The organism is Microvirga sp. VF16 (genome assembly GCF_016864375.1).
Taxonomy (GTDB): domain Bacteria; phylum Pseudomonadota; class Alphaproteobacteria; order Rhizobiales; family Beijerinckiaceae; genus Microvirga.
Genome location: NZ_CP069354.1, coordinates 3,812,733 through 3,833,093, shown reverse-complemented (window position 1 = coordinate 3,833,093; position 20,361 = coordinate 3,812,733). Strand labels below are relative to the sequence as shown.

General features: G+C 63.8%; 19 protein-coding genes and 1 tRNA gene. 12 read left to right on the top strand and 8 right to left on the bottom strand.

The genetic code is table 11. The features are described 5' to 3' along the window. Positions 1 to 9: 9 nt before the first annotated feature. Together JO965_RS17875 and JO965_RS17870 are read left to right on the top strand one after the other, a co-directional pair. Complete coding sequence (locus JO965_RS17875) at positions 10 to 216, top strand: hypothetical protein (protein WP_036352233.1); 207 nt, start codon at positions 10 to 12, stop codon at positions 214 to 216. A 106-nt stretch (positions 217 to 322) separates the two neighbouring features. Further along, positions 323 to 2,653: a caspase family protein gene (locus tag JO965_RS17870; protein ID WP_203440373.1), complete on the top strand. Its 2,331-nt coding sequence runs from the start codon at positions 323 to 325 to the stop codon at positions 2,651 to 2,653. Positions 2,654 to 2,716: 63 nt separating this feature from the next. Here JO965_RS17870 and JO965_RS17865 read toward each other — a convergent pair whose 3' ends face one another. The 3 genes from JO965_RS17865 to moaA all read right to left on the bottom strand — a co-directional run bounded on the left by JO965_RS17865 (position 2,717) and on the right by moaA (position 5,622). After that, positions 2,717 to 3,583: an NAD(P)-dependent oxidoreductase gene (locus tag JO965_RS17865; protein WP_203440372.1), complete on the bottom strand. Its 867-nt coding sequence runs from the start codon at positions 3,581 to 3,583 to the stop codon at positions 2,717 to 2,719. A gap of 186 nt (positions 3,584 to 3,769) precedes the next feature. Further along, entirely contained in the window at positions 3,770 to 4,555 is a 786-nt protein-coding gene (locus JO965_RS17860) for a transporter substrate-binding domain-containing protein (RefSeq protein ID WP_203440371.1), read from the bottom strand. A 29-nt stretch (positions 4,556 to 4,584) separates the two neighbouring features. After that, a complete protein-coding gene (gene moaA / locus JO965_RS17855) occupies positions 4,585 to 5,622 on the bottom strand; it encodes a GTP 3',8-cyclase MoaA (protein ID WP_203444245.1) in 1,038 nt (345 codons plus the stop codon). 94 nt (positions 5,623 to 5,716) lie between these two features. Here moaA and JO965_RS17850 point away from each other — a divergent pair, with 94 nt between their 5' ends. Beyond that, positions 5,717 to 6,085 (top strand): gamma-butyrobetaine hydroxylase-like domain-containing protein, encoded by a 369-nt coding sequence (locus tag JO965_RS17850; protein WP_203440370.1) that lies wholly within the window; start codon positions 5,717 to 5,719, stop codon positions 6,083 to 6,085. A 71-nt stretch (positions 6,086 to 6,156) separates the two neighbouring features. On the opposite strand, the gene JO965_RS17845 is transcribed toward JO965_RS17850, so the two are convergent. Next, positions 6,157 to 6,741: a L,D-transpeptidase gene (locus JO965_RS17845; RefSeq protein WP_203440369.1), complete on the bottom strand. Its 585-nt coding sequence runs from the start codon at positions 6,739 to 6,741 to the stop codon at positions 6,157 to 6,159. Positions 6,742 to 6,988: 247 nt separating this feature from the next. On the opposite strand from JO965_RS17845, the gene JO965_RS17840 reads away from it, so the two are divergent. After that, positions 6,989 to 7,063: transfer RNA gene (locus tag JO965_RS17840), tRNA-Val, on the top strand. Between the two features lie 66 nt (positions 7,064 to 7,129). On the opposite strand, the gene JO965_RS17835 is transcribed toward JO965_RS17840, so the two are convergent. Beyond that, positions 7,130 to 7,831: an HAD family hydrolase gene (locus tag JO965_RS17835; RefSeq protein WP_203440368.1), complete on the bottom strand. Its 702-nt coding sequence runs from the start codon at positions 7,829 to 7,831 to the stop codon at positions 7,130 to 7,132. 229 nt (positions 7,832 to 8,060) lie between these two features. Between JO965_RS17835 and JO965_RS17830 the strand changes: the two genes are divergently transcribed. From JO965_RS17830 to JO965_RS17815, 4 genes are all read left to right on the top strand, one after another. Further along, positions 8,061 to 8,492, top strand: a complete 432-nt coding sequence (locus tag JO965_RS17830) for a hypothetical protein (protein ID WP_203440367.1) — start codon at positions 8,061 to 8,063, stop codon at positions 8,490 to 8,492. 186 nt (positions 8,493 to 8,678) lie between these two features. Continuing rightward, positions 8,679 to 9,314, top strand: a complete 636-nt coding sequence (rpiA, locus tag JO965_RS17825) for a ribose-5-phosphate isomerase RpiA (RefSeq protein WP_246776899.1) — start codon at positions 8,679 to 8,681, stop codon at positions 9,312 to 9,314. Positions 9,315 to 9,344: 30 nt separating this feature from the next. After that, positions 9,345 to 9,851 carry a DUF2059 domain-containing protein gene (locus JO965_RS17820; RefSeq protein WP_203440365.1) on the top strand — a complete coding sequence of 169 codons (507 nt, stop codon included), beginning with the start codon at positions 9,345 to 9,347 and terminating at the stop codon, positions 9,849 to 9,851. A 213-nt stretch (positions 9,852 to 10,064) separates the two neighbouring features. Further along, positions 10,065 to 10,388 carry a DUF2853 family protein gene (locus tag JO965_RS17815; protein WP_203440364.1) on the top strand — a complete coding sequence of 108 codons (324 nt, stop codon included), beginning with the start codon at positions 10,065 to 10,067 and terminating at the stop codon, positions 10,386 to 10,388. 77 nt (positions 10,389 to 10,465) lie between these two features. On the opposite strand, the gene JO965_RS17810 is transcribed toward JO965_RS17815, so the two are convergent. The 3 genes from JO965_RS17810 to JO965_RS17800 form a co-directional block, all read right to left on the bottom strand. Beyond that, positions 10,466 to 11,965, bottom strand: a complete 1,500-nt coding sequence (locus JO965_RS17810) for a tripartite tricarboxylate transporter permease (protein ID WP_203440363.1) — start codon at positions 11,963 to 11,965, stop codon at positions 10,466 to 10,468. An 8-nt stretch (positions 11,966 to 11,973) separates the two neighbouring features. Then, on the bottom strand, positions 11,974 to 12,447 hold the full coding sequence (locus JO965_RS17805) for a tripartite tricarboxylate transporter TctB family protein (protein ID WP_203440362.1): 474 nt from the start codon (positions 12,445 to 12,447) through the stop codon (positions 11,974 to 11,976). A gap of 66 nt (positions 12,448 to 12,513) precedes the next feature. Continuing rightward, on the bottom strand, positions 12,514 to 13,485 hold the full coding sequence (locus tag JO965_RS17800; RefSeq protein ID WP_203440361.1) for a tripartite tricarboxylate transporter substrate binding protein: 972 nt from the start codon (positions 13,483 to 13,485) through the stop codon (positions 12,514 to 12,516). Positions 13,486 to 13,714: 229 nt separating this feature from the next. Here JO965_RS17800 and gor point away from each other — a divergent pair, with 229 nt between their 5' ends. The 4 genes from gor to gltX all read left to right on the top strand — a co-directional run bounded on the left by gor (position 13,715) and on the right by gltX (position 20,337). Beyond that, positions 13,715 to 15,100, top strand: coding sequence for a glutathione-disulfide reductase (gor, locus tag JO965_RS17795; RefSeq protein ID WP_203440360.1), 1,386 nt, complete (start codon positions 13,715 to 13,717; stop codon positions 15,098 to 15,100). A gap of 334 nt (positions 15,101 to 15,434) precedes the next feature. Then, a complete protein-coding gene (locus tag JO965_RS17790) occupies positions 15,435 to 16,820 on the top strand; it encodes a class II 3-deoxy-7-phosphoheptulonate synthase (protein WP_203440359.1) in 1,386 nt (461 codons plus the stop codon). A gap of 386 nt (positions 16,821 to 17,206) precedes the next feature. Beyond that, the gene (locus tag JO965_RS17785) at positions 17,207 to 18,940 is read left to right on the top strand and encodes an NAD+ synthase (RefSeq protein ID WP_203440358.1); all 1,734 of its coding nucleotides are present in this window, start codon (positions 17,207 to 17,209) and stop codon (positions 18,938 to 18,940) included. Between the two features lie 56 nt (positions 18,941 to 18,996). Continuing rightward, positions 18,997 to 20,337 (top strand): glutamate--tRNA ligase, encoded by a 1,341-nt coding sequence (gene gltX, locus JO965_RS17780; protein WP_203440357.1) that lies wholly within the window; start codon positions 18,997 to 18,999, stop codon positions 20,335 to 20,337. Positions 20,338 to 20,361: the final 24 nt, after the last annotated feature.

The window sequence follows — 20,361 nt, the reverse complement described above, 5'->3', positions numbered from 1 at the left end:
ATCAACCCGATGCGCCCCACCTACTGGATTCTCGGCCTTGCGACTTTAAGCATCGTGATCGGCCTCTTCATGTCGCGCGATCCGGAGCGCGCTGAGCGACTCAACCAGATGTACCGAGACGCGGCACTCACGGGCGAGACGCGCCAGATGGTACTCATGGGACTCGCCATCGCGATCGGCGCCTTCGTCGTCTATCTGACGATGACGCGGCGGTGACGCTTCAACCAAGGCCGCTTGTCCCGTTTTGTTCACGGCCCATTCAACTGTCCTGACCTTTTCTGTTCGCGAATACCCGCAGAGCGGGTGAAAGGGTGCGTGAACCGTGTCTTATCTGAAACGTGCTATCGTTTTTGTCGCCTTTGCTGTTGCCGCCGTCGTCGGTCAGGCGTCCTTGGCGTCCGCTCAGGATCGTCTCGCGCTGGTCGTCGGGCAGGGTGCTTATCAGGGCCGCCCGCTTCCGACGACCGTCAACGATGCCGGCCTGATCGCCCAGACGCTCACCAGCGCCGGGTTCGAGGTCATCCAGGGTCGCGATCTTGGCGCCAATGACCTGCGCAGCCTCGTCCGCGACTTTCTCGACAAGGCTCAGGACCTGGAGCCCGACTCCACGGTGATGGTCTATCTGGCCGGACATGGGGTGCAACTCGAAGGCGATAACTATCTCCTTCCGATCGATGCCCGCATCGAGCGCGACGTGGACGTCCCGATCGAGGGCTTTCGTCTCTCCGATCTCATCCGCTCCCTCGAGCGCAGTCCCGCAAAGGTGCGCGTGATCGTTGCCGATATGGCGCGGGATTATCCGCTGGGCTCCACCGGTGAGCCGATGGCCAAGGGGCTTGCCCTCATGGAGCCGCCGGCCGGTTTCGTGATGGCTTTCTCCTCGGCTCCCAACATCGTCGCCAGCGATGGACAGGGACCTTATGGTGCCTATGCGACGGCGCTTGCCGAGATGATCCGCCAGCCGGGCATGTCTCTCGACGAAGCCTTTGCCCGCACGCGGCTTCGCACGCACGAGGCCACGAACGGCCTGCAGATCCCATGGCATTCGGCCAATCTCGGCAATGCTTCCTTCGCCTTCTTCGAGCAGGCGGAAGCCGCGGCCCCGCTAGTGCGCGAGGTCCGTCGGATCGAGGATGTGCCTGCCGAAGAAGCCTATGCCATCGCTGTCGAGCGCGACACGATCCAGGGCTATCAGGACTTCCTGCGCCGCTATCCGGACCATCGCCTCGCCCGCCGGGTGACGGCGCTGCTGGCTGCGCGCCGTGAAGCCATCGTCTGGCGCCGCACGCTCGCGAGTAACACGCGGGAGGCCTATTGGACCTATCTGCGGCGCTATCCGACCGGCCCGCATGCGGCGGATTGCCGACGCCGGCTGGTGCGGCTTTCTGCGCCTTACGCTCCGCCGGCGGCTTTCGAGGAGGTGGTCTATGATGACCTCCCGCCGCCGCTGCCCGGCGTGGAGCGGGTCGAAGTGGTGGAGGTCGTGACGATCATCCGCGATGTGCCGCCGCCCCGTGCGCCAGCCTATCTTTTGCCGCGGTGGGACGAGGATGAGGAGTTCGTCACGATCATCCGTGAGCCACCTCCGCCGCCGATCATGGCCGGCGTGCTGCCGATCCCGATGGCGATCCCGGTTCCGATGCGCGCCCGTCCTCCGCGCTCGTTCTATCAGCCCATCGCGCCGGTGACGCCGCGCGGGCCGATGGCCATTCCGGTGGCCGCCCCGCCGGTCTTCGGCGCCCTCATGGGCGACGAGCGCGGTCCCCGGCCACGCCGCGGGCTTCGTCCCGAGCCGGTCGTTCCGCGCCAGCCCGGGCTTGCCGCGCCGATCCGGCCGATCCCGGTCTCAGCGGAGCCGCGGGCTCCGCGCGAGGAGAGGGGCGCCCGCCCCGGCCGCATTCCCGCGCGCCCGATCCCGCTCGTGAACATCCCCGAGGAGCGGCTCCGTCCCGGCCGGTCCGATATCGGTGAACCGGCCCGCCCGGATGTCACGCGCGGCTCGCGCCCCGAGGCGCCAGTACGCGACGCTGCTCGTCCCAGGGATCAGAGACCTATTCCGGACGAGGTTCTTCCGCGGACACAAAGGCCCGAGAGGCCCCGGATCGACATCGACCGCGATCGCTCCGACAGGGACAGAGATAGGGACAGGGGAGGGCGTGATTCCGACCGCCGCGATGCATCCCGATCCGTGAGGCCGCTGCCGGATGCACCAGGCCTGACGGTGCCGGAGGAACGTCGTCGCTCACGGGACGTGGATGCTCCGCGTTCGCGCATCGAACGACCGGCTTCGGTGGAGCGGCCGGACAGGGAGCGTTCGTCGCGTCCCCAAAGGCCGTCTCCGTTCGACGATCCGCGGTTCGACGGTCCGGCGCGCGGGCAGCCGCGCGGAGACGACAGGGCGGAACGGCGGATGCGCCAGCTCCAGGAGGAGCGCCCCGCAGCGCGGATTGCGCCTCCCGTGGAGCGTCCACGTCCGTCACCTCGGATCGAGGCGCCGGCGCGCGAGGAACGCGCCTTCCGCGAGCAGCCTCGTTCAGGTCGCGATATGGACAGGTCGCCCCAGATCCGTCCCTCTCCCTCCGGAGGACGCCAAGGCGGCAACAATTCCGAGCGCTGCCGTCCCGGACGGCCCTGCGCCGAAGAAGTGCGCTGAATAGAAAAGCGCCGGAGCCCTTCAGCTCCGGCGCTTTGCTTTCGATATCGCTCTTAAAAAATCTTACTTGTCGAGCCGGGCGATCAGGCTCGACGTATCCCAGCGCTTACCACCCATCTTCTGCACGTCGGCGTAGAACTGGTCGACCAGGGCGGTGACCGGCAGGCTGGCGCCATTCTTGCGGGCTTCGCCCAGCACGATGGACAGATCCTTGCGCATCCAGTCGACGGCGAAGCCGAAATCGAACTTGCCCTGGTTCATGGTCTTGCCGCGGTTCTCCATCTGCCAGGAGCCGGCGGCACCCTTCGAGATCACCTCGAGCACCGCCTCGATGTCGAGGCCGGCCTTCTTGCCGAAATGAATGCCCTCGGCGAGACCCTGCACGAGGCCGGCGATGCAGATCTGATTGATCATCTTGGTGAGCTGGCCTGCACCAGCCGGGCCCAACAGGCGCGAAGCCCGAGCAAAGCTCATGATCACAGGCTCGGCCTTGGCATAGACATCCGCATCGCCACCGCACATGACCGTGAGAACGCCGTTCTCCGCGCCGGCCTGACCGCCCGAGACGGGAGCGTCGATGAAGTTAAAACTCCTGTCCTTGGCGGCAGCATAGAGTTCGCGTGCCACTTCAGCCGAGGCGGTGGTGTGATCGACGAAGATGGTGCCTTTGCCCATGCCATGGAAGGCGCCGTCGGGACCGAGCGTGACTTGGCGCAGATCGTCGTCATTGCCGACGCAGGCAAACACGATCTCCTGCCCCTCGGCTGCTTCGCGCGGCGTCTTGGCGGAGCGCCCACCGTTCTCCGACACCCATTGTTCGGCCTTTGCCGTCGTGCGGTTATAGACCGTCACCTCGTGGCCCTTCGCCTTGAGGTGGCGCGCCATGGGATAGCCCATCACGCCAAGTCCGAGGAATGCAACTTTCGCCATCGTCTGCTCCCTGAATGTTCTGCCGGTTCTAACGCATCGCGTGAAAAAGTGGACCCGGTTTTTCACATCCCCCACGTCATCACCGGCCTTGTGCCGGTGATCCCGATTGGAAATGCGCGGCGCTTTACAGGATCGGGATGGCCGGGACAGGCCCGGCCATGACCTGAGAGAGTTGATCGAGCATCTCTACTTAATATCGAAGGAAAAATATTTGGCGCGGATCCGGTCATAGGTGCCGTCGGCCTTCACCTGTGCGATGGCGCGGTTGAACTGCTCGCGCAGGCCGTCGTCCCCCTTGCGCAGGCCGATGCCGTAGGCTTCACGCTTATAGGCGGGCTCGGCCGGCGCGTCACCGAGGATATGGCAGCAGGCTCCCTCGCGGCTTTCCAGGAATTTCGACAGGAGCAGTTCGTCGGCGAAGACGGCATCGATGCGGCCGACGAGCAGATCGAGATTGGCCTCCTCCGCCTTGGCGAAGAGGACGATCTCGGAGTCCTTGTAGAAGGTCTTGAGATAGGTCTCGTGATCGGTGCGCTCGATGGTGCCGATCTTCTTTCCCGCCATGGCGGCAGGCGTAACCTCGCCGGGGGCCGTCTCCTTGGAGCCGATAAAGACGGCGGGGATGCGATAGTAGGGATCGGAGAAGGCGATCCTCTTCTGGCGCCGCTCCAGGATCTCCAGCGACGACATGATCGCATCGTATTCGCGGTTCACGAGTCCCTTGACGATGCCGTCCCAGGCATGGGGCACCAGTTCGCATGTGGCCTTCATCGCCTCGCAGAGGCTCTTGAGCAGGTCGACCTCGAAGCCCTGCAGCTCGTTGTTGGCATCGATGAAGTTGAAGGGCGGATAGGCGCCTTCGACGGCGACGCGGATCGTGGGCTTTTGTGCAGCGGCATCCTGCGCAAGACCTGCATGACTCCCGAATCCGATGAGCAGGCCCGCAAGGATCGCGAGCCTTCGCCCGAACATTGAAACTCTCATACTCATGATAAAGCGCCTTATCCCCCTGTGACGCTCATGTGGCGGCTCAGCGCAGGGCGGGCGTGACGCCGGTCGATGATGAAGTCGTGGCCCTTCGGCTTGCGGGCGATGGCATCGACAATCGCTCGATCAAGAAGCTCGTTGCTCTCGGAGGCGCGCGCCGGCGCCCGCAGGTCGGCGGCGTCCTCCTGGCCGAGGCACATGAAAAGCTGGCCGGTGCAGGTGAGGCGCACCCGGTTGCAGCTTTCGCAGAAATTATGGGTCATCGGCGTGATGAAGCCGAGCCGACCGCCGGTCTCCTTCACCCGTACGTAGCGCGCCGGTCCGCCGGTGCGGTCGGCGAGATCCTCCAGCGTGTAATGCGCAGCGAGACGTGCGCGCACCAGCGAGAGAGGCAGGAACTGGTCGATGCGCTGCCCGTCGATCTCGCCGAGCGGCATCACCTCGATGAAGGTCAGATCCATGCCGCGTCCGTGCGCCCATTCAAGCAGCGACTCGATTTCGCCCTCGTTCACGCCCTTGAGGGCGACGGTGTTGATCTTGATCTTGAGACCGGCATTCTGCGCGGCATCGAGGCCTTGGAGCACCTTGGTCAGGTCGCCCCAGCGGGTGATGCGGCGGAACTTGTCGGCGTCGAGAGTGTCGATCGACACGTTGATCCGCCTCACGCCGCAGGCGGCGAGATCCTGCGCATGGCGGGCGAGCTGCGAGCCGTTGGTGGTCACCGTGAGTTCGTCGAGCGCGCCCGAAGCCAGATGGCGGGACAGGGTACGGAAGAGTTTCATGATGTCCCGCCGCACCAGGGGCTCGCCGCCGGTGATGCGCAGCTTACGCACCCCACGGTCGACGAAAGCCGAGCAGATGCGGTCGAGCTCTTCCAGGGTAAGCAGGTCGCGCTTGGGCAGGAAGGCCATGTCCTCGGACATGCAGTAGACACAGCGGAAATCGCAGCGATCCGTCACGGAGACGCGCAGATAGGTGATCGCCCGGCCAAACGGATCCAATAGGGACCGGCCGGTATCGGAATTCTCGAGATGAGCCGGAATGGCTCCCATGGCGGAGAAATCCTTGTTCGCGCGAGAACTTGCCTTCAACTTGATGATCAAGCAGTTAGCGTGAAATCGCAAACCAGGAAAGAGGTGTACGCCTATGACATCTGAGCGCTGGCCGACGGAGCTCCGGCTTGCCAAGGACAAGCGCAGCCTCCGCATCGCCTTCGACGACGGCAAGGCCTTCGACCTGTCGGCCGAGTATTTGCGGGTCACGAGCCCCTCGGCGGAGGTTCAGGGGCACAGTCCCGCCGAGCGCAAGACGGTTCCGGGCAAGCGGGAGGTGGAGATCATCGGCGTGGAGCCGGTCGGCAATTACGCGGTCAAGCTCGTCTTCGACGACATGCACGACACCGGGATCTACGGCTGGGATTATCTCTACCAGCTCGGGGCAGAGCAGGGGGAAAAGTGGCAGGCCTATCTCGACGAGCTAGCGGCCAAGGGGCTGTCGCGGGACCGGCTGCGCTGACAGTGGAGAGAGTGCATTTCCGACGAAAGTGGCCGGGACAAGCCCGGCCATGACGCGCGATTTCTGAACTCTTACCGAACAACCACGACACGCGCGCCGACCTTGGCGCGGTTGTAGAGGTCCGTCACGTCCTCGTTGGTCATGCGGATGCAGCCCGAAGAGACGGCCTCACCGATGGTCTCCGGCTCGTTCGAACCGTGGATGCGGTAGATCGTGCTGCCGATGTAGAGGGCGCGAGCGCCGAGCGGGTTGTCCGGCCCGCCCTTCATGTAGCGGGGCAGGTCGGGACGGCGCTTCAGCATGGCCGCTGGCGGGCGCCAATCCGGCCATTCCCGCTTCATGGTGACGGAATGGGTACCGGACCAGGTGAAGCCCGGACGGCCCACGCCGACGCCGTATTGAATGGCTTGACCGTTACCGAGCACGTACCACAAGCGGCGTTCGCTGGTGGACACGACGATGGTGCCGGGCGCGTAGCGGCCAGTGAAGGTGACGATCTCGCGCGGGACCGGCGCAGCCTGGGCCTTGAGGGCGTCTTCCGCGCTGTAGAGCGGCTGGCGGGTGAGAGGGTCGATTGCCGTAAATGCCGCAGCCGGCGTCGCGAGGGCGACGAAGGCGCAGACGAGCCCGGAGAGGGCAACGCGAGTGCGTCCCATAATTGCCTCAGATAAAACATGGTTGCTGGCAGGTTCTGCAATTGCTCAACGCAACAGCCCCGCTTCGGATCCAAGCTTTATCAAGGTTCTGCTATAAAATCCTAGTGCGGAAATGCCCCATTTCCGTCACATCGTAAGCAACGGGTTAAAGTTACGGTGCCACAATTCGTGAGGCAAAATACTTCGCCTAAGGTGCGCTTCTTTGGCTTGACGCAGAGGGTTCTACGCCTTTAGAAGGCCCTTGTCAGGGCGCGTAGCTCAGCGGGAGAGCATTCGCTTCACACGCGAAGGGTCACAGGTTCAATCCCTGTCGCGCCCACCATTCCTTCCTGACAGGCAAGCTTCACTTTTTCGTGTGTGCACCCGCATGCACGATGGATGTTGCGTGTCAGGCCGCCATCGGCCGCATGACGGCCCGAACGGCGGTGAACAGCTCATCGAAATGGTTGATAACGAGGTCCGGCCCCAATTCACGGACCGGCACGTCGGTATAACCGAAGGGAACTGCGACCACCGGAATACCGGCGTTCTGCGCGGTCACGATATCCGTCCGGGAATCTCCGATCATTACTGCACGGCCCGGGTGTCCGCCGGCACGCTCGATGGTCAGGGTCAGGTGGCGCGGGTCGGGCTTGAAATAGGGAAACGTGTCGCGCCCGCAATTGGCCGCGAAGCGATGGCCGACACCGAGCTCGTCGAGCAGCTTGACTGAATGCTCCTCGACCTTGTTGGTGCAGACCGCCAGGATGAAGCCTGCCTGTTCCAGCTGGTCGAGGGCCGAGGCTACTCCGGGATAGAGGCGCGTCTGGACGCAGATATTCTCCCCGTAATGGATCATGAACTGTTGGAACAGCTCGTCCAGATAGGCGGGCGTCAGCTCCTTGCCGGCGGCTTCGAAGCCACGTTGGATGAGGGCGCGTGCGCCTGCTCCGATCATGTCGCGCGCCTTGGCCACCGGCAGGGAGGCGAGCCCCTCTCGCTCGAGGATGACGTTGAGGGTCCCGACGAGGTCGCCAGCCGTGTCGGCCAGGGTTCCATCGAGGTCGAAGACGGCGATGGGCGAGACGTTGTGCGGGGTATCAATGGCCATGAAGGTCGGCTACCTGCTGGAGGCAAGGGAATCAAGCTTCGGGATGATATGGTGCCGATGGTTGATTCGTTCTTACCGAATGGAGTGGTGAATGCGGCTCTCAGCGCATCGTGCGAAAAAGTGGATCCGGTTTTTCGCACCGAACGATGCGCCATTTAAGGAATTAGGCATCGGATTCGTCCCAAAAGTGGGAACCACTTTTGGGTCCGATGCCCTAGGTTCCGCGGCGTTGAGTTTGGCAGTCCTGGCGCTGGGAGGGCTTTTCGGTTCCGCCCTGGCCGCATCCTATGATTTTGTGCCCGCGCCTCAGACCGATCTGAACCGGATTTATAGGATCGATCGGATCACGGGCGAGGTGAGTTCCTGCCAGTATGGACTACAGGAAGGCACAATTGGGGTCACGCTGTGCTTCAGCGCGGGCGAGGGCGCAGGTCCACAGGCTCCGGGCGAGTATGGGCTCGTTGCCTCCCGCCACGAGCGGGAAGGGGGCGTCTTCCGGGTCAATTTCCGGACCGGGCAGATGAGCATCTGCTACGTGTTCGATGAGCGGGTAGTATGTACACCTCAGATGACCCCATCGCCTGCCGCATCGACGGCTGCGCCGACCGCTGCGACGCCGAGCGTCGGCTCGGGGACGGGCGCCTCGCCGCAGCGTCCTTGAGGGCCGACGAGATTTTTCGGGCTCTGCCGAAGGTGAAACGTTCTTTCTTCCAGCCGTCCTGACATGCTAGAGGCGAACAAAACAGTCTTTCACAGGCCAGAGCGGACATATTCTCAGAGGATTTCAGTGAGCGACAATCTCAAGCGCGCTGCAGCCGAACGGGCTGCCGAGCTCGTCACGGACGGCATGAGACTGGGCTTGGGCACCGGTTCGACCGCCGCGCATTTCGTTGCGGCCATCGGTGAGCGCGTCCGCAGTGGGCTCAAGGTGGTGGGTGTTCCCACCTCCGAGGCGACCCGCGACCAGGCGCAGCGCGAGGGCATTCCCCTGTCGACCCTCGACGAAACCCCGGACCTCGACCTGACGGTCGACGGAGCCGACGAGCTCGATGACGACCTTCGCCTCATCAAGGGCGGAGGTGGCGCTCTCCTGCGCGAGAAGATCGTCGCGTCCGCGAGCCAGCGGATGATCGTTATCGCCGACGGATCGAAGCACGTCTCGAAGCTCGGCCGCTTTCCTCTCCCCATCGAGGTCGTGCCCTTCGGCCTCACGGCCACCGAGCGGGCCATCGTCCGGCTCCTGGATAGCCTCGGCATGAGCGGCGAGCTGCATCTCCGGCATGCTCCCGATGGTGCGGCCTACGTCACCGATGGCGGCCATTTCATTCTCGATGCGCATCTTGGGCGCATCGACAAGCCGAACGTGCTTGCCTCGACGCTGAACAACATTCCCGGCGTCGTGGAGCACGGTCTTTTCCTGGGCCTTGCCACCGGCGCGATCCTCGCAACGGGTGACGGGCTTGTCGAACTCGGTCAGCTCTGACCATAAGCTATGACGATTGGAGCCACTTCTATGATCCGCAACGCCTCCCGCCTGGCCGCGACCTCCGTCGCGCTGTTCATGCTCGCGAGCCCGGCTTTCGCGCAGCAGGCGCAGCAGCCCAGCGCCAGCCACCTTGCCGCCGGCCGCGATGTCGCCGTCAGCTCCGGCATGACGGCCGCCTTCGACGCGATGACCGGCCCGCTGCTCAACCAGCTTCAGCAGATGAACGTGACCCGACCGGAGATCCGGCAGGATCTGGAGCAGGTCGTGGCCATCATCCGACCTGAGGTCGAGCAGAAGAAGCAGGAGATGATCGATACCACCGCGCGCATCTTCACGACACGGATGACCGAGGCCGAGCTGAAGGAGGTTGCGGCCTTCTACAAGTCTCCGGTCGGCCAGAAATACGTGCTGATCCAGCCCGGCGTCCTCGACGACGTAGTCCGCGATCTTTCCGTCTGGTCGCAGCGGACTTCGGAGTTCATCATGACGCGCGCCCGCCAGGAAATGGGCAAGCGCGGACATCAGCTGAACTGAGGTTCTGCCCGTTCACTTCCCAGTGTCAGGAAAGCCCGGCTTGCCGGGCTTTTTCATTGCGGGCGCCAACCCTTGCCGCTGCCAAGCTCAGCACTAGCATTGTCTCTGCAGGGCTTTCTCCTCAGGTTTGCCGGCCCGCATGCCGCGCGCCGCCAATGGACGAAGCCTTTCCACCTCCCCGCCCGCAGGGCAGGGGCCTCAGAGGAGTGAGCCATGGCTGAAGACTGGGCTGCCGATGTCAAGAAATATGCTGCGAATGCCGACGACAAGGCGATCGCCGGTATCGTGCGATACCTCGGCATTGCATTGCAGAACCGCGACTCCGCACTCGTCTCTTTCTCGGACAAGGAGGAGCTTGCTCGTGTGCGTGACAATTTCCTGAAGAAGAAGCTCGGGCTGACGGCATCGGACGCCGAACTCGATCAGGCCGTTCTCGCGGTCGGGGAAAAGCTCAAAGGCGACCGCAGCAAGAACCGGGTGACGGTTTATTATCTGCTGGCCGAACAATTCGGAAAGCTATCGGCCTTCTCATCGTAGACCGCTTACGACCCTCCTAAGGCCGCTGTGCTCCTCGCCCTCAATGAAGGGCGAGGAGGGGTTTGTACATTGCGAGATTAATCCTCGACAGCCTTGAAGCGGCTCAATCCCTTCAGGAAGAAGGGCAGGAGCAGGGCGATCAGGGCAATGACGAGCAGCGTCGCCGAGATCGGGCTCTGCAGCAGCACCATCGGATCGCCGAGGCTGATCGAGAGGGCTCGCCGCAGCTGGCTCTCCGCGATCGGTCCCAGGATCAATCCGACGACGACCGGAGCGATGGGGAAGTCGAACCGCCGCATCAGGAAACCGAGCACGCCGAAGATCGTCAGCATGATGAGCTCCACCGGCGACGGATTGGCCGCGATGGTGCCCATGGTGGCGAAGACCAGAATGCCCGCATAGAGCCAGGGCTGCGGAATCTTCAGGAGACGGACCCAGAGGCCGACCAGCGGCAGATTCAGCACCAGCAGCATGACGTTGGCGATGAACAGGCTGGCGATCAGGCCCCAGACCAGTTTCGGCTGGTCGGCGAAGAGCAGCGGGCCTGGGTTGAGGCCGTATTGCTGGAAGCCCGCCAGCATCATGGCCGCCGTGGCCGAGGTGGGGAGGCCGAGCGTCAGCAGGGGCACGAGGGTGCCGGCGGCCGCCGCATTGTTGGCCGCTTCGGGGCCTGCCACGCCCTCAATGGCGCCCTTGCCGAATTCCTCCGGATGATTCGTCAGACGCTTCTCGGTCGAATAGGACAGGAAGGTCGGAATCTCTGCGCCACCGGCCGGAAGCGCACCGATGGGGAAGCCGAAGGCGGTTCCGCGCAACCAGGGCTTCCACGAACGCTTCCAGTCCTCCTTTGTCATCCAGAGAGAGCCTCGGACGGCCTCGAGCTTCTCCTCGTGCACGTGGCGGCGCGAGGCCACATAGAGCGCCTCGCCCACGGCGAAGAGACCGACCGCCAGGGTCGTCACCTCGATGTTGTCGTAGAGTTCCGGAATGCCGAAGCTCAGGCGCGACTGGCCGGAGAGAATGTCGATGCCGACAAGGCCAAGCAAGAGGCCGATGGCCAGGCTGGTCAGGCCGCGCACGGGAGAATCGCCGAAGGTGGCCGAGACGGTCACGAACGCGACGCACATGAGGGCGAAGTAATCCTCGGGGCCGAAGCTGACCGCGATGTCGACGAGGTAGGGCGCCAGGAAGGTCAGGCCGAGGGTGGCGACGGTCCCGGCAACGAAGGAGCCGATGGCCGCCGTGGCCAGCGCCGGGCCGCCGCGTCCGGCCTTGGCCATTTTATTGCCTTCGAGCGCGGTCGCCATGGAGGCGCTTTCGCCGGGTGTATTGATCAGGATGGCCGTGGTTGAGCCGCCATACATGCCGCCATAATAGATGCCGGCGAACATGATGATCGATCCGCCTGGATCGAGCTTGAAGGTGATCGGCAGGAGCAGGGCCACGGTGAGCGCCGGGCCGATGCCAGGCAGAACGCCGACCGCGGTGCCGAGAAGAACGCCGATGAGCGCGAACAGCAGGTTCATCGGCTGGATGGCGACGGCAAGGCCGCTCGCAAGGGAGGCAAAGGCTTCCATGACAGGCCTCAGAATAGACGTTCAAGCGGCCCGGCCGGCAGGGACAGGGTCAGGAGCTTGGCGAAGAGCACATAGATGAAGACGGCAATCACCGCGCCGATCAGGAGATCGGTGAGGAAGGCGCGACGACCGAAGGCCGCTGAGGTCGTAGCGAACAGGATCGCCGTACCGATCATGAAGCCGCCGCCAATGGCGATGAGGATGATCAGGCAGGCGAGCCCACCGAGGATCAGGGCAATCGGCTTCCAGTCGAGGTGGTCGCGGGCGGGCAAGTCACCGCGCAGGGCGCCGATGGCGTTGCCGATGGCCAAGAGCGCAAGGCCTATCGAGACGATGACGGGCATCACCTTCGGGCCGAGGTCATAGGGGGAGAGAATCTGCAGCTTGGACATGTCCCACCAGACCACGCCGGCGAGGACAAGAAGAATGAGTGCGATGACGAGGCCTGCCACGTCGATGCGCCGCTGGGAAGATGGTGCCATGGAATATCCCAAAAAAGAAGCGCCGCGCACATGACGCGGCGCTTCCAACGGCCTTTATCTTGAAATTTAAGACTTCACCAGCCCCACCGCAGTGAGCACTTCTTTCGTGCGGGACTGCTCGTCGGCCAGAATCTTAGTGAAGGCATCGCCGGAGATGTAGGCGTTTTCCCAGCCCTTGGCCTTCAGGATTTCCTGCCACTCCTTCGACTGGGCCATCTTGTCCATGGCGTCCGTCAGGGCCTTCTTCTGATCGGCGGAGATGCCTGGAGGGGCAACGACGGCGCGCCAGTTGGCGATCTCGAGATCGATGCCCTGCTCCTTGATGGAGGGCACGTCCACATTGGCCGTCTTGGTGGCCGAGGTCAGGCCGATGAGGCGCAGCTTGCCTGCCTTCACCTGGCTCTCGAACTCGCCATAGCCCGAAATACCCGCCGTCACCTTGCCGCCGAGGATGGCTGCCAGAGCCTCGCCGCCGCCGGAGAACGGAATGTAGTTGATCTTGGTCGGATCGGCGCCCGCTGCCTTGGCGAAGAGGGCAGCCGCGATATGATCGACGCCGCCGGCCGAGCCGCCAGCCCAGGTCACCTTGGCCGGATCGGCCTTGATGGCCGCGGCGAGATCCTTGGCGTTCTTGATCGGCGAGTCGGCCGGAACCACGATCGCTTCGTATTCGGTCGTCAGGCGCGCGATGGGCGTCGTCTGTTCGAGGGTGATGGGCGACTTGTTGGTCAGGAGTGCGCCCACCATCACGTAGCCCATGACCATGAGCTGATGGCCGTCGCCCTTGGAATTGTTCACGAGCTGGGCGATGCCGATGGAGCCGCCGGCGCCGGGAACGTTGGTGACCTGCACGCTCTTGGCGATGCCGGACTGGGTCAGGGCCTGCTGCATGGAGCGGGCCGTCTGGTCCCAACCGCCGCCCGGCGCTGCCGGAGCCATGATCTTGAGCTCCATCTGAGCTGCAGCCGATGTCACGAATCCTGCCACGGCCGCCGCAGCGAGAGCGCTGCGCCAAAGACCTTTACGGAACTGGCTCATAAGTTTCCTCCCTTGACGCTGAAAATCGGGTCAGCGCGTCCGGGCAGACCCTAATGAGGGAACGCGGGAGCGGCAAGCGGCTTGCTTCTTTATCGCTGTTGAACCTTCGCGTAAGAGCTTCACTCTCAGGCGGACAGCCATGTGCCCGAAGCAGGGCTGGCGGGCGACTTCGTCCGAAACCGTCACTATATGAATAATCAAGTTTACAGAATTGAGCGGAGACCGCGCCATGTCCTCATTCGACGTTGACCTATTCGTGATCGGAGGCGGATCCGGCGGTGTTCGCGCAGCGCGTATCGCGGCGAACTACGGCGCGAAGGTCATGCTGGCCGAGGAAGACCGGCTCGGCGGAACCTGCGTCATTCGCGGCTGCGTGCCGAAGAAGCTGATGGTCTATGCCAGCCGTTTCGCCGACGATTTCCACGATGCGGAAGGCTTCGGCTGGAACATCGGTGAGACGCGCTTCGACTGGGCGACTCTGATCCGCAACAAGGACAAGGAGATCGACCGGCTCGAGAGCATCTATCGGGCAAACCTGGAAAAGGCGGGCGTCGAAATCGTCGACAGTCGGGCCGTGATCGAGGATGCGCATACGGTCCGCCTGCTCAAGTCCGGCGCGCGCATCCGCGCCCGCTACATCCTGGTGGCGGCTGGCGCCCATCCGACCCTGGAGCCAGCTATTCCGGGTGGGGAACTCGGCATCACGTCCAACGAGGTCTTCCATCTCGAGAGCCTGCCGAAGCGCATCCTGGTGGTCGGCGGCGGCTATATCGCCGTCGAGTTCGCCGGCGTCTTTGCTGGTCTCGGCAGCGAGGTCACGCTCCTGCACCGGGGCGACAAGCTCCTGCGCGGATTCGATGATGATGTGCGGGAGGCGCTCGGCGAAGCCTACATTCAGCGCGGAATCAACGTTGCCCTGAACAGGACGGTGACGCAGCTCGCCAAGACGTCGGACGGCATCGCCGCGACCCTGTCCGACGGCTCCGTGCTAACGGTCGATCAGGCTCTCGTCGCCACGGGACGGCGTCCGAACACGAAAGGGCTCGGACTGGAGAATGCGGGCATTGCCGTCGACGAGGTCGGTGCCATTCCGGTCGACGGCTATTCGCAGACAATCATTCCTTCCATCTATGCCGTGGGCGACATCACCAACCGGGTCAATCTGACCCCCGTCGCCATCCGCGAGGGGCATGCCTTCGCGGACACGGTGTTCGGGGCTAAGCCGACCATCGTGGACCACGACCTGATTCCCACGGCCGTCTTCTCGACCCCCGAGATCGGCGTGATCGGCTGCGGTGAGGCGGTCGCGCGGGCGGTTTATGGCGAGATCGACGTCTATAAGACTGCCTTCAGGCCGATGAAGGCCACGCTCTCGGGCGGGAAAGACCGAGTCTTCATGAAGCTCATCGTCGACAAGGCGACCGACAAGGTCGTGGGCGTCCACATCATGGGGCACGACGCGGGCGAGATGATCCAGCTTGCCGGCATCGCCGTCACCATGGGCGCCACCAAGGCCGATTTCGACCGCACCGTCGCGGTTCACCCAACGGCAGCCGAAGAGCTGGTCACCATGCGCACCCCTGTGGTGGTCAAGAAGCCGGTGGCAGTGGGATAATGGTGTTGAAATTGATCTTGAGGGACCTGAAGCCATGACTCTCCTGGAAGCCTATGTCTGCTTCGGCATCCCGGTCATCGCCGTGGCGATGGGGTTTGGCGCCCTCTGGATGTCCCGGCGCGAGAACCTTCAGCGCCACGCACGCTGAGGAACACTTTTCCCATTTCGCAGGATTCAAGATAAAATTGGGATGCTCGCAGCATGCGGTCTCCGAATGCTCGGCGTCTCTCTAACGCACTCGCCTTTTTGTTTATGTCGTGTATAGGTGCCCGTTCGTGCCGCTTGTTGCGGTGAACGATGAGGATATTTGAGAAAGGACACGGGGGTAAGGGTCATGACCGAGCGGTGGACGCCCGATAGCTGGAGAAACAAGCCGATCCAGCAGGTTCCGGCCTATCCGGACCTTGAGGCACTCGAGAGCGTCGAGCAGCAGCTCGCCGGCTTTCCCCCGCTCGTTTTTGCAGGCGAGGCCCGCAAACTGAAGCGGACACTCGGTAAGGTCGCTAAGGGCGAGGCCTTCCTGCTCCAGGGCGGCGATTGCGCCGAGAGCTTCGCCGAGCATTCGGCCGACAACATTCGCGATTTCTTCCGCCTCTTCCTCCAGATGGCCGTGGTGCTGACCTATGCGGGCGGCTCGCCGGTCGTGAAGGTCGGCCGTGCGGCCGGCCAGTTCGCCAAGCCGCGCTCGGCCCCGACGGAGACTATCGACGGTGTCGAGCTGCCGAGCTACCGGGGCGACATCATCAGCGACATCGCCTTCACCCCGGAGGCCCGCACGCCGGATCCGCGCCGCCAGCTCATGGCTTACCGCCAGTCAGCCGCGACGCTCAACCTGATCCGCGCCTTCGCCACCGGCGGCTACGCGAACCTTGAGAATGCCCATCGCTGGATGCTCGGCTTCGTGAAGGATTCGCCGCAATCCTCCCGCTACAGCGAGCTCGCCGAGCGCATCACCGAGAGCCTGAACTTCATGCGGGCCATCGGCATCGATCCCGAGACGCATCCCGAGATGCGCTCGACGGATTTCTATACCAGCCACGAGGCTCTGCTGCTCGGCTACGAGGAGGCCATGACCCGCGTCGATTCCACGACCGGCGACTGGTATGCCACCTCGGGCCACATGCTGTGGATCGGCGACCGTACGCGTCAGGTCGACCACGCCCATGTGGAATACATGCGCGGCATCAAGAACCCGATCGGCCTCAAATGCGGCCCATCGCTCTCACCGGACGGGCTGCTCAAGCTCATCGACACCCTCAATCCCGAGGACGAGGCCGGACGCCTGACCCTGATCTGCCGCTTCGGCGCAGACAAGGTAGGCGATCACCTGCCGGGCCTGATCCGCGCGGTGCAGCGGGAAGGGCGCACGGTCGTGTGGTCCTGCGATCCGATGCATGGCAACACCATCAAGGCGGCCTCGGGCTACAAGACCCGGCCGTTCGAGCGGGTCATGGGCGAGGTTCAGGACTTCTTCGCCATCCATCAGGCCGAAGGCACCCATGCCGGCGGCATCCACCTGGAGATGACCGGCAAGAATGTGACGGAATGCACCGGCGGCGCCCGCGCGCTCACCGATGCAGACCTGCGCGACCGGTACCACACCTATTGCGATCCGCGCCTTAATGCCGAGCAGGCGCTCGAAATCGCCTTCCTGACTTCGGAGCTCATCAAGCGGGAGCGCCAATCAAGGGAACTACCGGCCGCCCTAGCGGCGGAATGAACGACTGGGCTGATTAAGAAAAAGGGGCGCCAAAAGCGCCCCTTTTTCTTTACGCATACGCAACTCTACTCGTATTCGCTATCAGCTCAGATAGCCCATGAAGAAGAGAATAAGAATGATCGGCAGCGGAATGCCGATGAGCCAGAGCAGGCCGCCTTTCAACATGTCAGTCTCCCAGAGTTTCGTGTGGAAACAACGAACTGAACTGTTGCAGGTTCCCATAAAGCTTGAGCTTTGCCGAAGTTATTGAAGCGCGAAATTCAATCCACCGTGAGACCTATGCAAAGGCACCGGATCAGCCTTGCCCGATGAGCGTTTAAGAGTTCATGGGAAAGCTTTACCCTTGCATTGCTGCGCCCTCGGTGGCGCGCTAAGTCATTGGTGCCATGGCTCAGAACACGCTCAAGATCGCACTCGCGCAACTCAACCCCATCGTCGGCGATGTGGCCGGCAACGAAGAGAAGGCACGGGTAGCCCGCGCGGAAGCGGCCCGGCTCGGGGCCGATCTCGTGATGTTCGCCGAGCAGTTCCTTGCGGGCTATCCCGCCGAGGACCTCGTGCTGAAGCCCGCCTTTCAGGATTCCTGCCGCGCCGCTCTCGAACGGCTCGCCCGTGAGACGGCGGATGGCGGCCCCGGCGTGCTCATCGGCCTGCCATGGCGGGAAGGTGGTGAGCTTTACAATGCCTATGCGCTGCTCGACGGCGGCGCTATCTCCGTGCGTTTCAAGGTCGATCTGCCGAATTACGGCGTCTTCGACGAGAAGCGCAATTTCGCGGCCGGGCCTCTGCCAGGGCCGGTGAATTTCCGCGGCATCCGCTTAGGCCTTCCAATCTGCGAGGACATTTGGACCGGCGATGTGGTCGAGTGTCTTGCCGAGACCGGCGCCGAGATGCTCCTCGTCCCCAATGGCTCGCCCTATTGGCGCGGCAAGACCGAGGAGCGGTTCAATATCGCGGCGGCCCGCGTGACCGAGAGCGGACTTCCGCTCGTCTATCTCAATCAGGTCGGCGGTCAGGACGAACTGGTCTTCGACGGCGCCTCCTTCGTGTTCAACGCCGATTGCTCTCTTGCCTGCCAGCTGCCCGCCAACGAGGAGATCGTTGCGCTCACGATCTGGGAGAAGGGCGAGGATGGCTGGGTCTGCCGCGACGCGCCGATCGTCACAGTGGAGGAGGGCGAGGAGGCCGATTATGCCGCCTGCGTTCTGGGCCTGCGCGACTACGTGAACAAGAATCGTTTCCCTGGCGTGGTGCTGGGTCTGTCCGGTGGTATCGACTCCGCCATTTGCGCCGCCATGGCGGTGGATGCGCTCGGACCTGAGCGGGTGCATTGCGTGATGCTGCCCTACCGATACACCTCCGGCGAGTCGCTCAAAGATGCGGAGGAATGCGCCAAGGCCCTCGGCGTTCGCTACGACATCCTGCCGATTGCTGAGCCTGTCGAGGGTTTCGAGGCCTCGTTGCAGCCTCTGTTCGCGGGCCGGGAGCGCGACATCACGGAGGAGAACCTCCAGAGCCGCGCCCGCGGCACCATCCTCATGGCGATCTCGAATAAGTTCGGCGCCATGGTGGTGACGACCGGCAACAAGTCGGAAATGTCGGTCGGCTACGCTACGATCTACGGCGACATGAACGGCGGCTTCAACCCGATCAAGGATCTCTACAAGATGGAGGTCTATCGTATCTCGGCTCTGCGCAACCGTTGGAAGCCAACGGGGGCGCTGGGTCCGGACGGCATCGTCATCCCCGAGAACATCCTGATCAAGGCTCCGACCGCCGAACTGCGCGAGAACCAGAAGGACCAGGATTCGCTGCCGCCTTACGAGGCTCTCGACGAGATCCTGCGCGGCCTCGTGGAGGAGGAGCTTCGCGTTTCCGAGATTGTCGCGAAGGGCTACGACCGCGAGGTCGTCAAGAAAGTGGAGCGACTGCTCTACATCGCCGAATACAAGCGCCGTCAGGCTGCACCCGGCGTGAAGGTCACCCGCAAGAATTTCGGCCGCGACCGCCGCTATCCCATCATCAACCGCTACCGCGATCAGGGATTGGAGGCGCACCAGAAGGATGAGGCGCTCGAGCGCGCCATCGGCAAGCCGCGCACTGGTTCGATGGATGTGTGATCTTTCCTTACCGGCGCCCCCTTGCGCCGCGGTGCGCGCTTCGCCATAGCATCTGCATGTCCAAGCCCATCGTTCGCTTTGCCCCGTCCCCGACCGGGCACATCCATATCGGCAACACCCGCGTTGCCCTGCTCAACGCGCTCTACGCGCGGCGGGAAGGCGGCACCTTCATCCTGCGCTTCGACGATACGGACGTGGTGCGGTCGAAGAAAGAATATGCGGATTCCATCGAGGCCGACCTGCACTGGCTCGGCATCCCGCCCGATGTGATCGTGCGCCAGTCGGACCGGTTCGACCTCTATGATGCCGCCGCCGAGCGCCTCAAGGCGGTCGGCCGCCTTTACCCCTGCTACGAGACGCAGGAGGAGCTGGAATTCCGCCGCAAGCGCCAGCTCGCCCGCGGCCTGCCGCCGATCTACGACCGAGCTGCCCTCAAGCTCACGGACGAGGATCGGGCCAAGCTCGAACAGGAGGGGCGCCGGCCCCATTGGCGCTTCCGGCTCGAGCCCACAAACGTGACCTGGGAAGACCTCGTGCGCGGCCATTGCCATGTGGATTGCAGTTCGCTGTCCGATCCGGTGCTGGTGCGCGAGGACGGGACCTACCTCTACACCCTGCCGTCGGTGGTGGACGACATCGAGCTTAACGTGACCCATGTGATCCGCGGCGAGGATCACGTCACCAACACGGCGGTGCAGATCCAGATCTTCGAGGCTCTGGGTGCTGACGCTCCCACTTTTGCCCATCACAGCCTGCTGATCACCGCGAGCGGCGAGGGCCTGTCCAAGCGTCTCGGGCACCTCTCGATCAAGGGCCTGCGCGATGCCGGGCTTGAGCCGCAGTCGGTGGCCTCGCTCGCCGTGCTGGTCGGCTCCGCGGAGGCCGTGCGTCCGGTGGCCGATCTCAACGAGCTCGCCCGCCTGATCGATTTCTCCCACATCTCCCGCGCGCCGGCGAAATTCGACGAGAGCGAGCTGGAGCACCTGAATGCCCGCCTCATCCACGAGATGCCCTACGGGGCCGCGCGGGAGCGCCTCGCGCAGCTCGATGCGGATGCCGGCGAAGCCTTCTGGCTCGCCGTGCGCGGCAACCTGACGAAGGTTCGGGATGCGGTCGAGTGGGCGAAGGTCATGCGCGGTCCGGTAACGCCGGTGATCGAGGACAAAGCCTTCATCGAGGCGGCCACGGCCGTTCTGCCCGCGGAGCCTTGGGATGCTTCGACCTGGAAGGCTTGGACGGAGGCCGTGAAGACCGCCACCGGCGTGAAGGGCAAAGCCCTGTTCATGCCGCTGCGCCTCGCGCTCACCGGGCTCGATCACGGGCCGGAGCTGGGAGCGCTGCTTCCTCTGATCGGACCTGAGCGCGCGAAGGCGCGGCTGTCGGGGCAGGTGGCGTAATCGCGCCCAAACGTTATTCTCGTC

Coding starts and splice junctions, on each gene's coding strand:
- JO965_RS17875 (WP_036352233.1), top strand. CDS start 10: ATGCGCCCCACCTACTGGATTCTCGGCCTTGCGACTTTAAGCATCGTG.
- JO965_RS17865 (WP_203440372.1), bottom strand. CDS start 3,583: ATGGCGAAAGTTGCATTCCTCGGACTTGGCGTGATGGGCTATCCCATG.
- JO965_RS17860 (WP_203440371.1), bottom strand. CDS start 4,555: ATGTTCGGGCGAAGGCTCGCGATCCTTGCGGGCCTGCTCATCGGATTC.
- moaA (WP_203444245.1), bottom strand. CDS start 5,622: ATGGGAGCCATTCCGGCTCATCTCGAGAATTCCGATACCGGCCGGTCC.
- JO965_RS17850 (WP_203440370.1), top strand. CDS start 5,717: ATGACATCTGAGCGCTGGCCGACGGAGCTCCGGCTTGCCAAGGACAAG.
- JO965_RS17845 (WP_203440369.1), bottom strand. CDS start 6,741: ATGGGACGCACTCGCGTTGCCCTCTCCGGGCTCGTCTGCGCCTTCGTC.
- JO965_RS17835 (WP_203440368.1), bottom strand. CDS start 7,831: ATGGCCATTGATACCCCGCACAACGTCTCGCCCATCGCCGTCTTCGAC.
- rpiA (WP_246776899.1), top strand. CDS start 8,679: ATGAGACTGGGCTTGGGCACCGGTTCGACCGCCGCGCATTTCGTTGCG.
- JO965_RS17820 (WP_203440365.1), top strand. CDS start 9,345: ATGATCCGCAACGCCTCCCGCCTGGCCGCGACCTCCGTCGCGCTGTTC.
- JO965_RS17815 (WP_203440364.1), top strand. CDS start 10,065: ATGGCTGAAGACTGGGCTGCCGATGTCAAGAAATATGCTGCGAATGCC.
- JO965_RS17810 (WP_203440363.1), bottom strand. CDS start 11,965: ATGGAAGCCTTTGCCTCCCTTGCGAGCGGCCTTGCCGTCGCCATCCAG.
- JO965_RS17805 (WP_203440362.1), bottom strand. CDS start 12,447: ATGGCACCATCTTCCCAGCGGCGCATCGACGTGGCAGGCCTCGTCATC.
- JO965_RS17800 (WP_203440361.1), bottom strand. CDS start 13,485: ATGAGCCAGTTCCGTAAAGGTCTTTGGCGCAGCGCTCTCGCTGCGGCG.
- gor (WP_203440360.1), top strand. CDS start 13,715: ATGTCCTCATTCGACGTTGACCTATTCGTGATCGGAGGCGGATCCGGC.
- JO965_RS17790 (WP_203440359.1), top strand. CDS start 15,435: ATGACCGAGCGGTGGACGCCCGATAGCTGGAGAAACAAGCCGATCCAG.
- JO965_RS17785 (WP_203440358.1), top strand. CDS start 17,207: ATGGCTCAGAACACGCTCAAGATCGCACTCGCGCAACTCAACCCCATC.
- gltX (WP_203440357.1), top strand. CDS start 18,997: ATGTCCAAGCCCATCGTTCGCTTTGCCCCGTCCCCGACCGGGCACATC.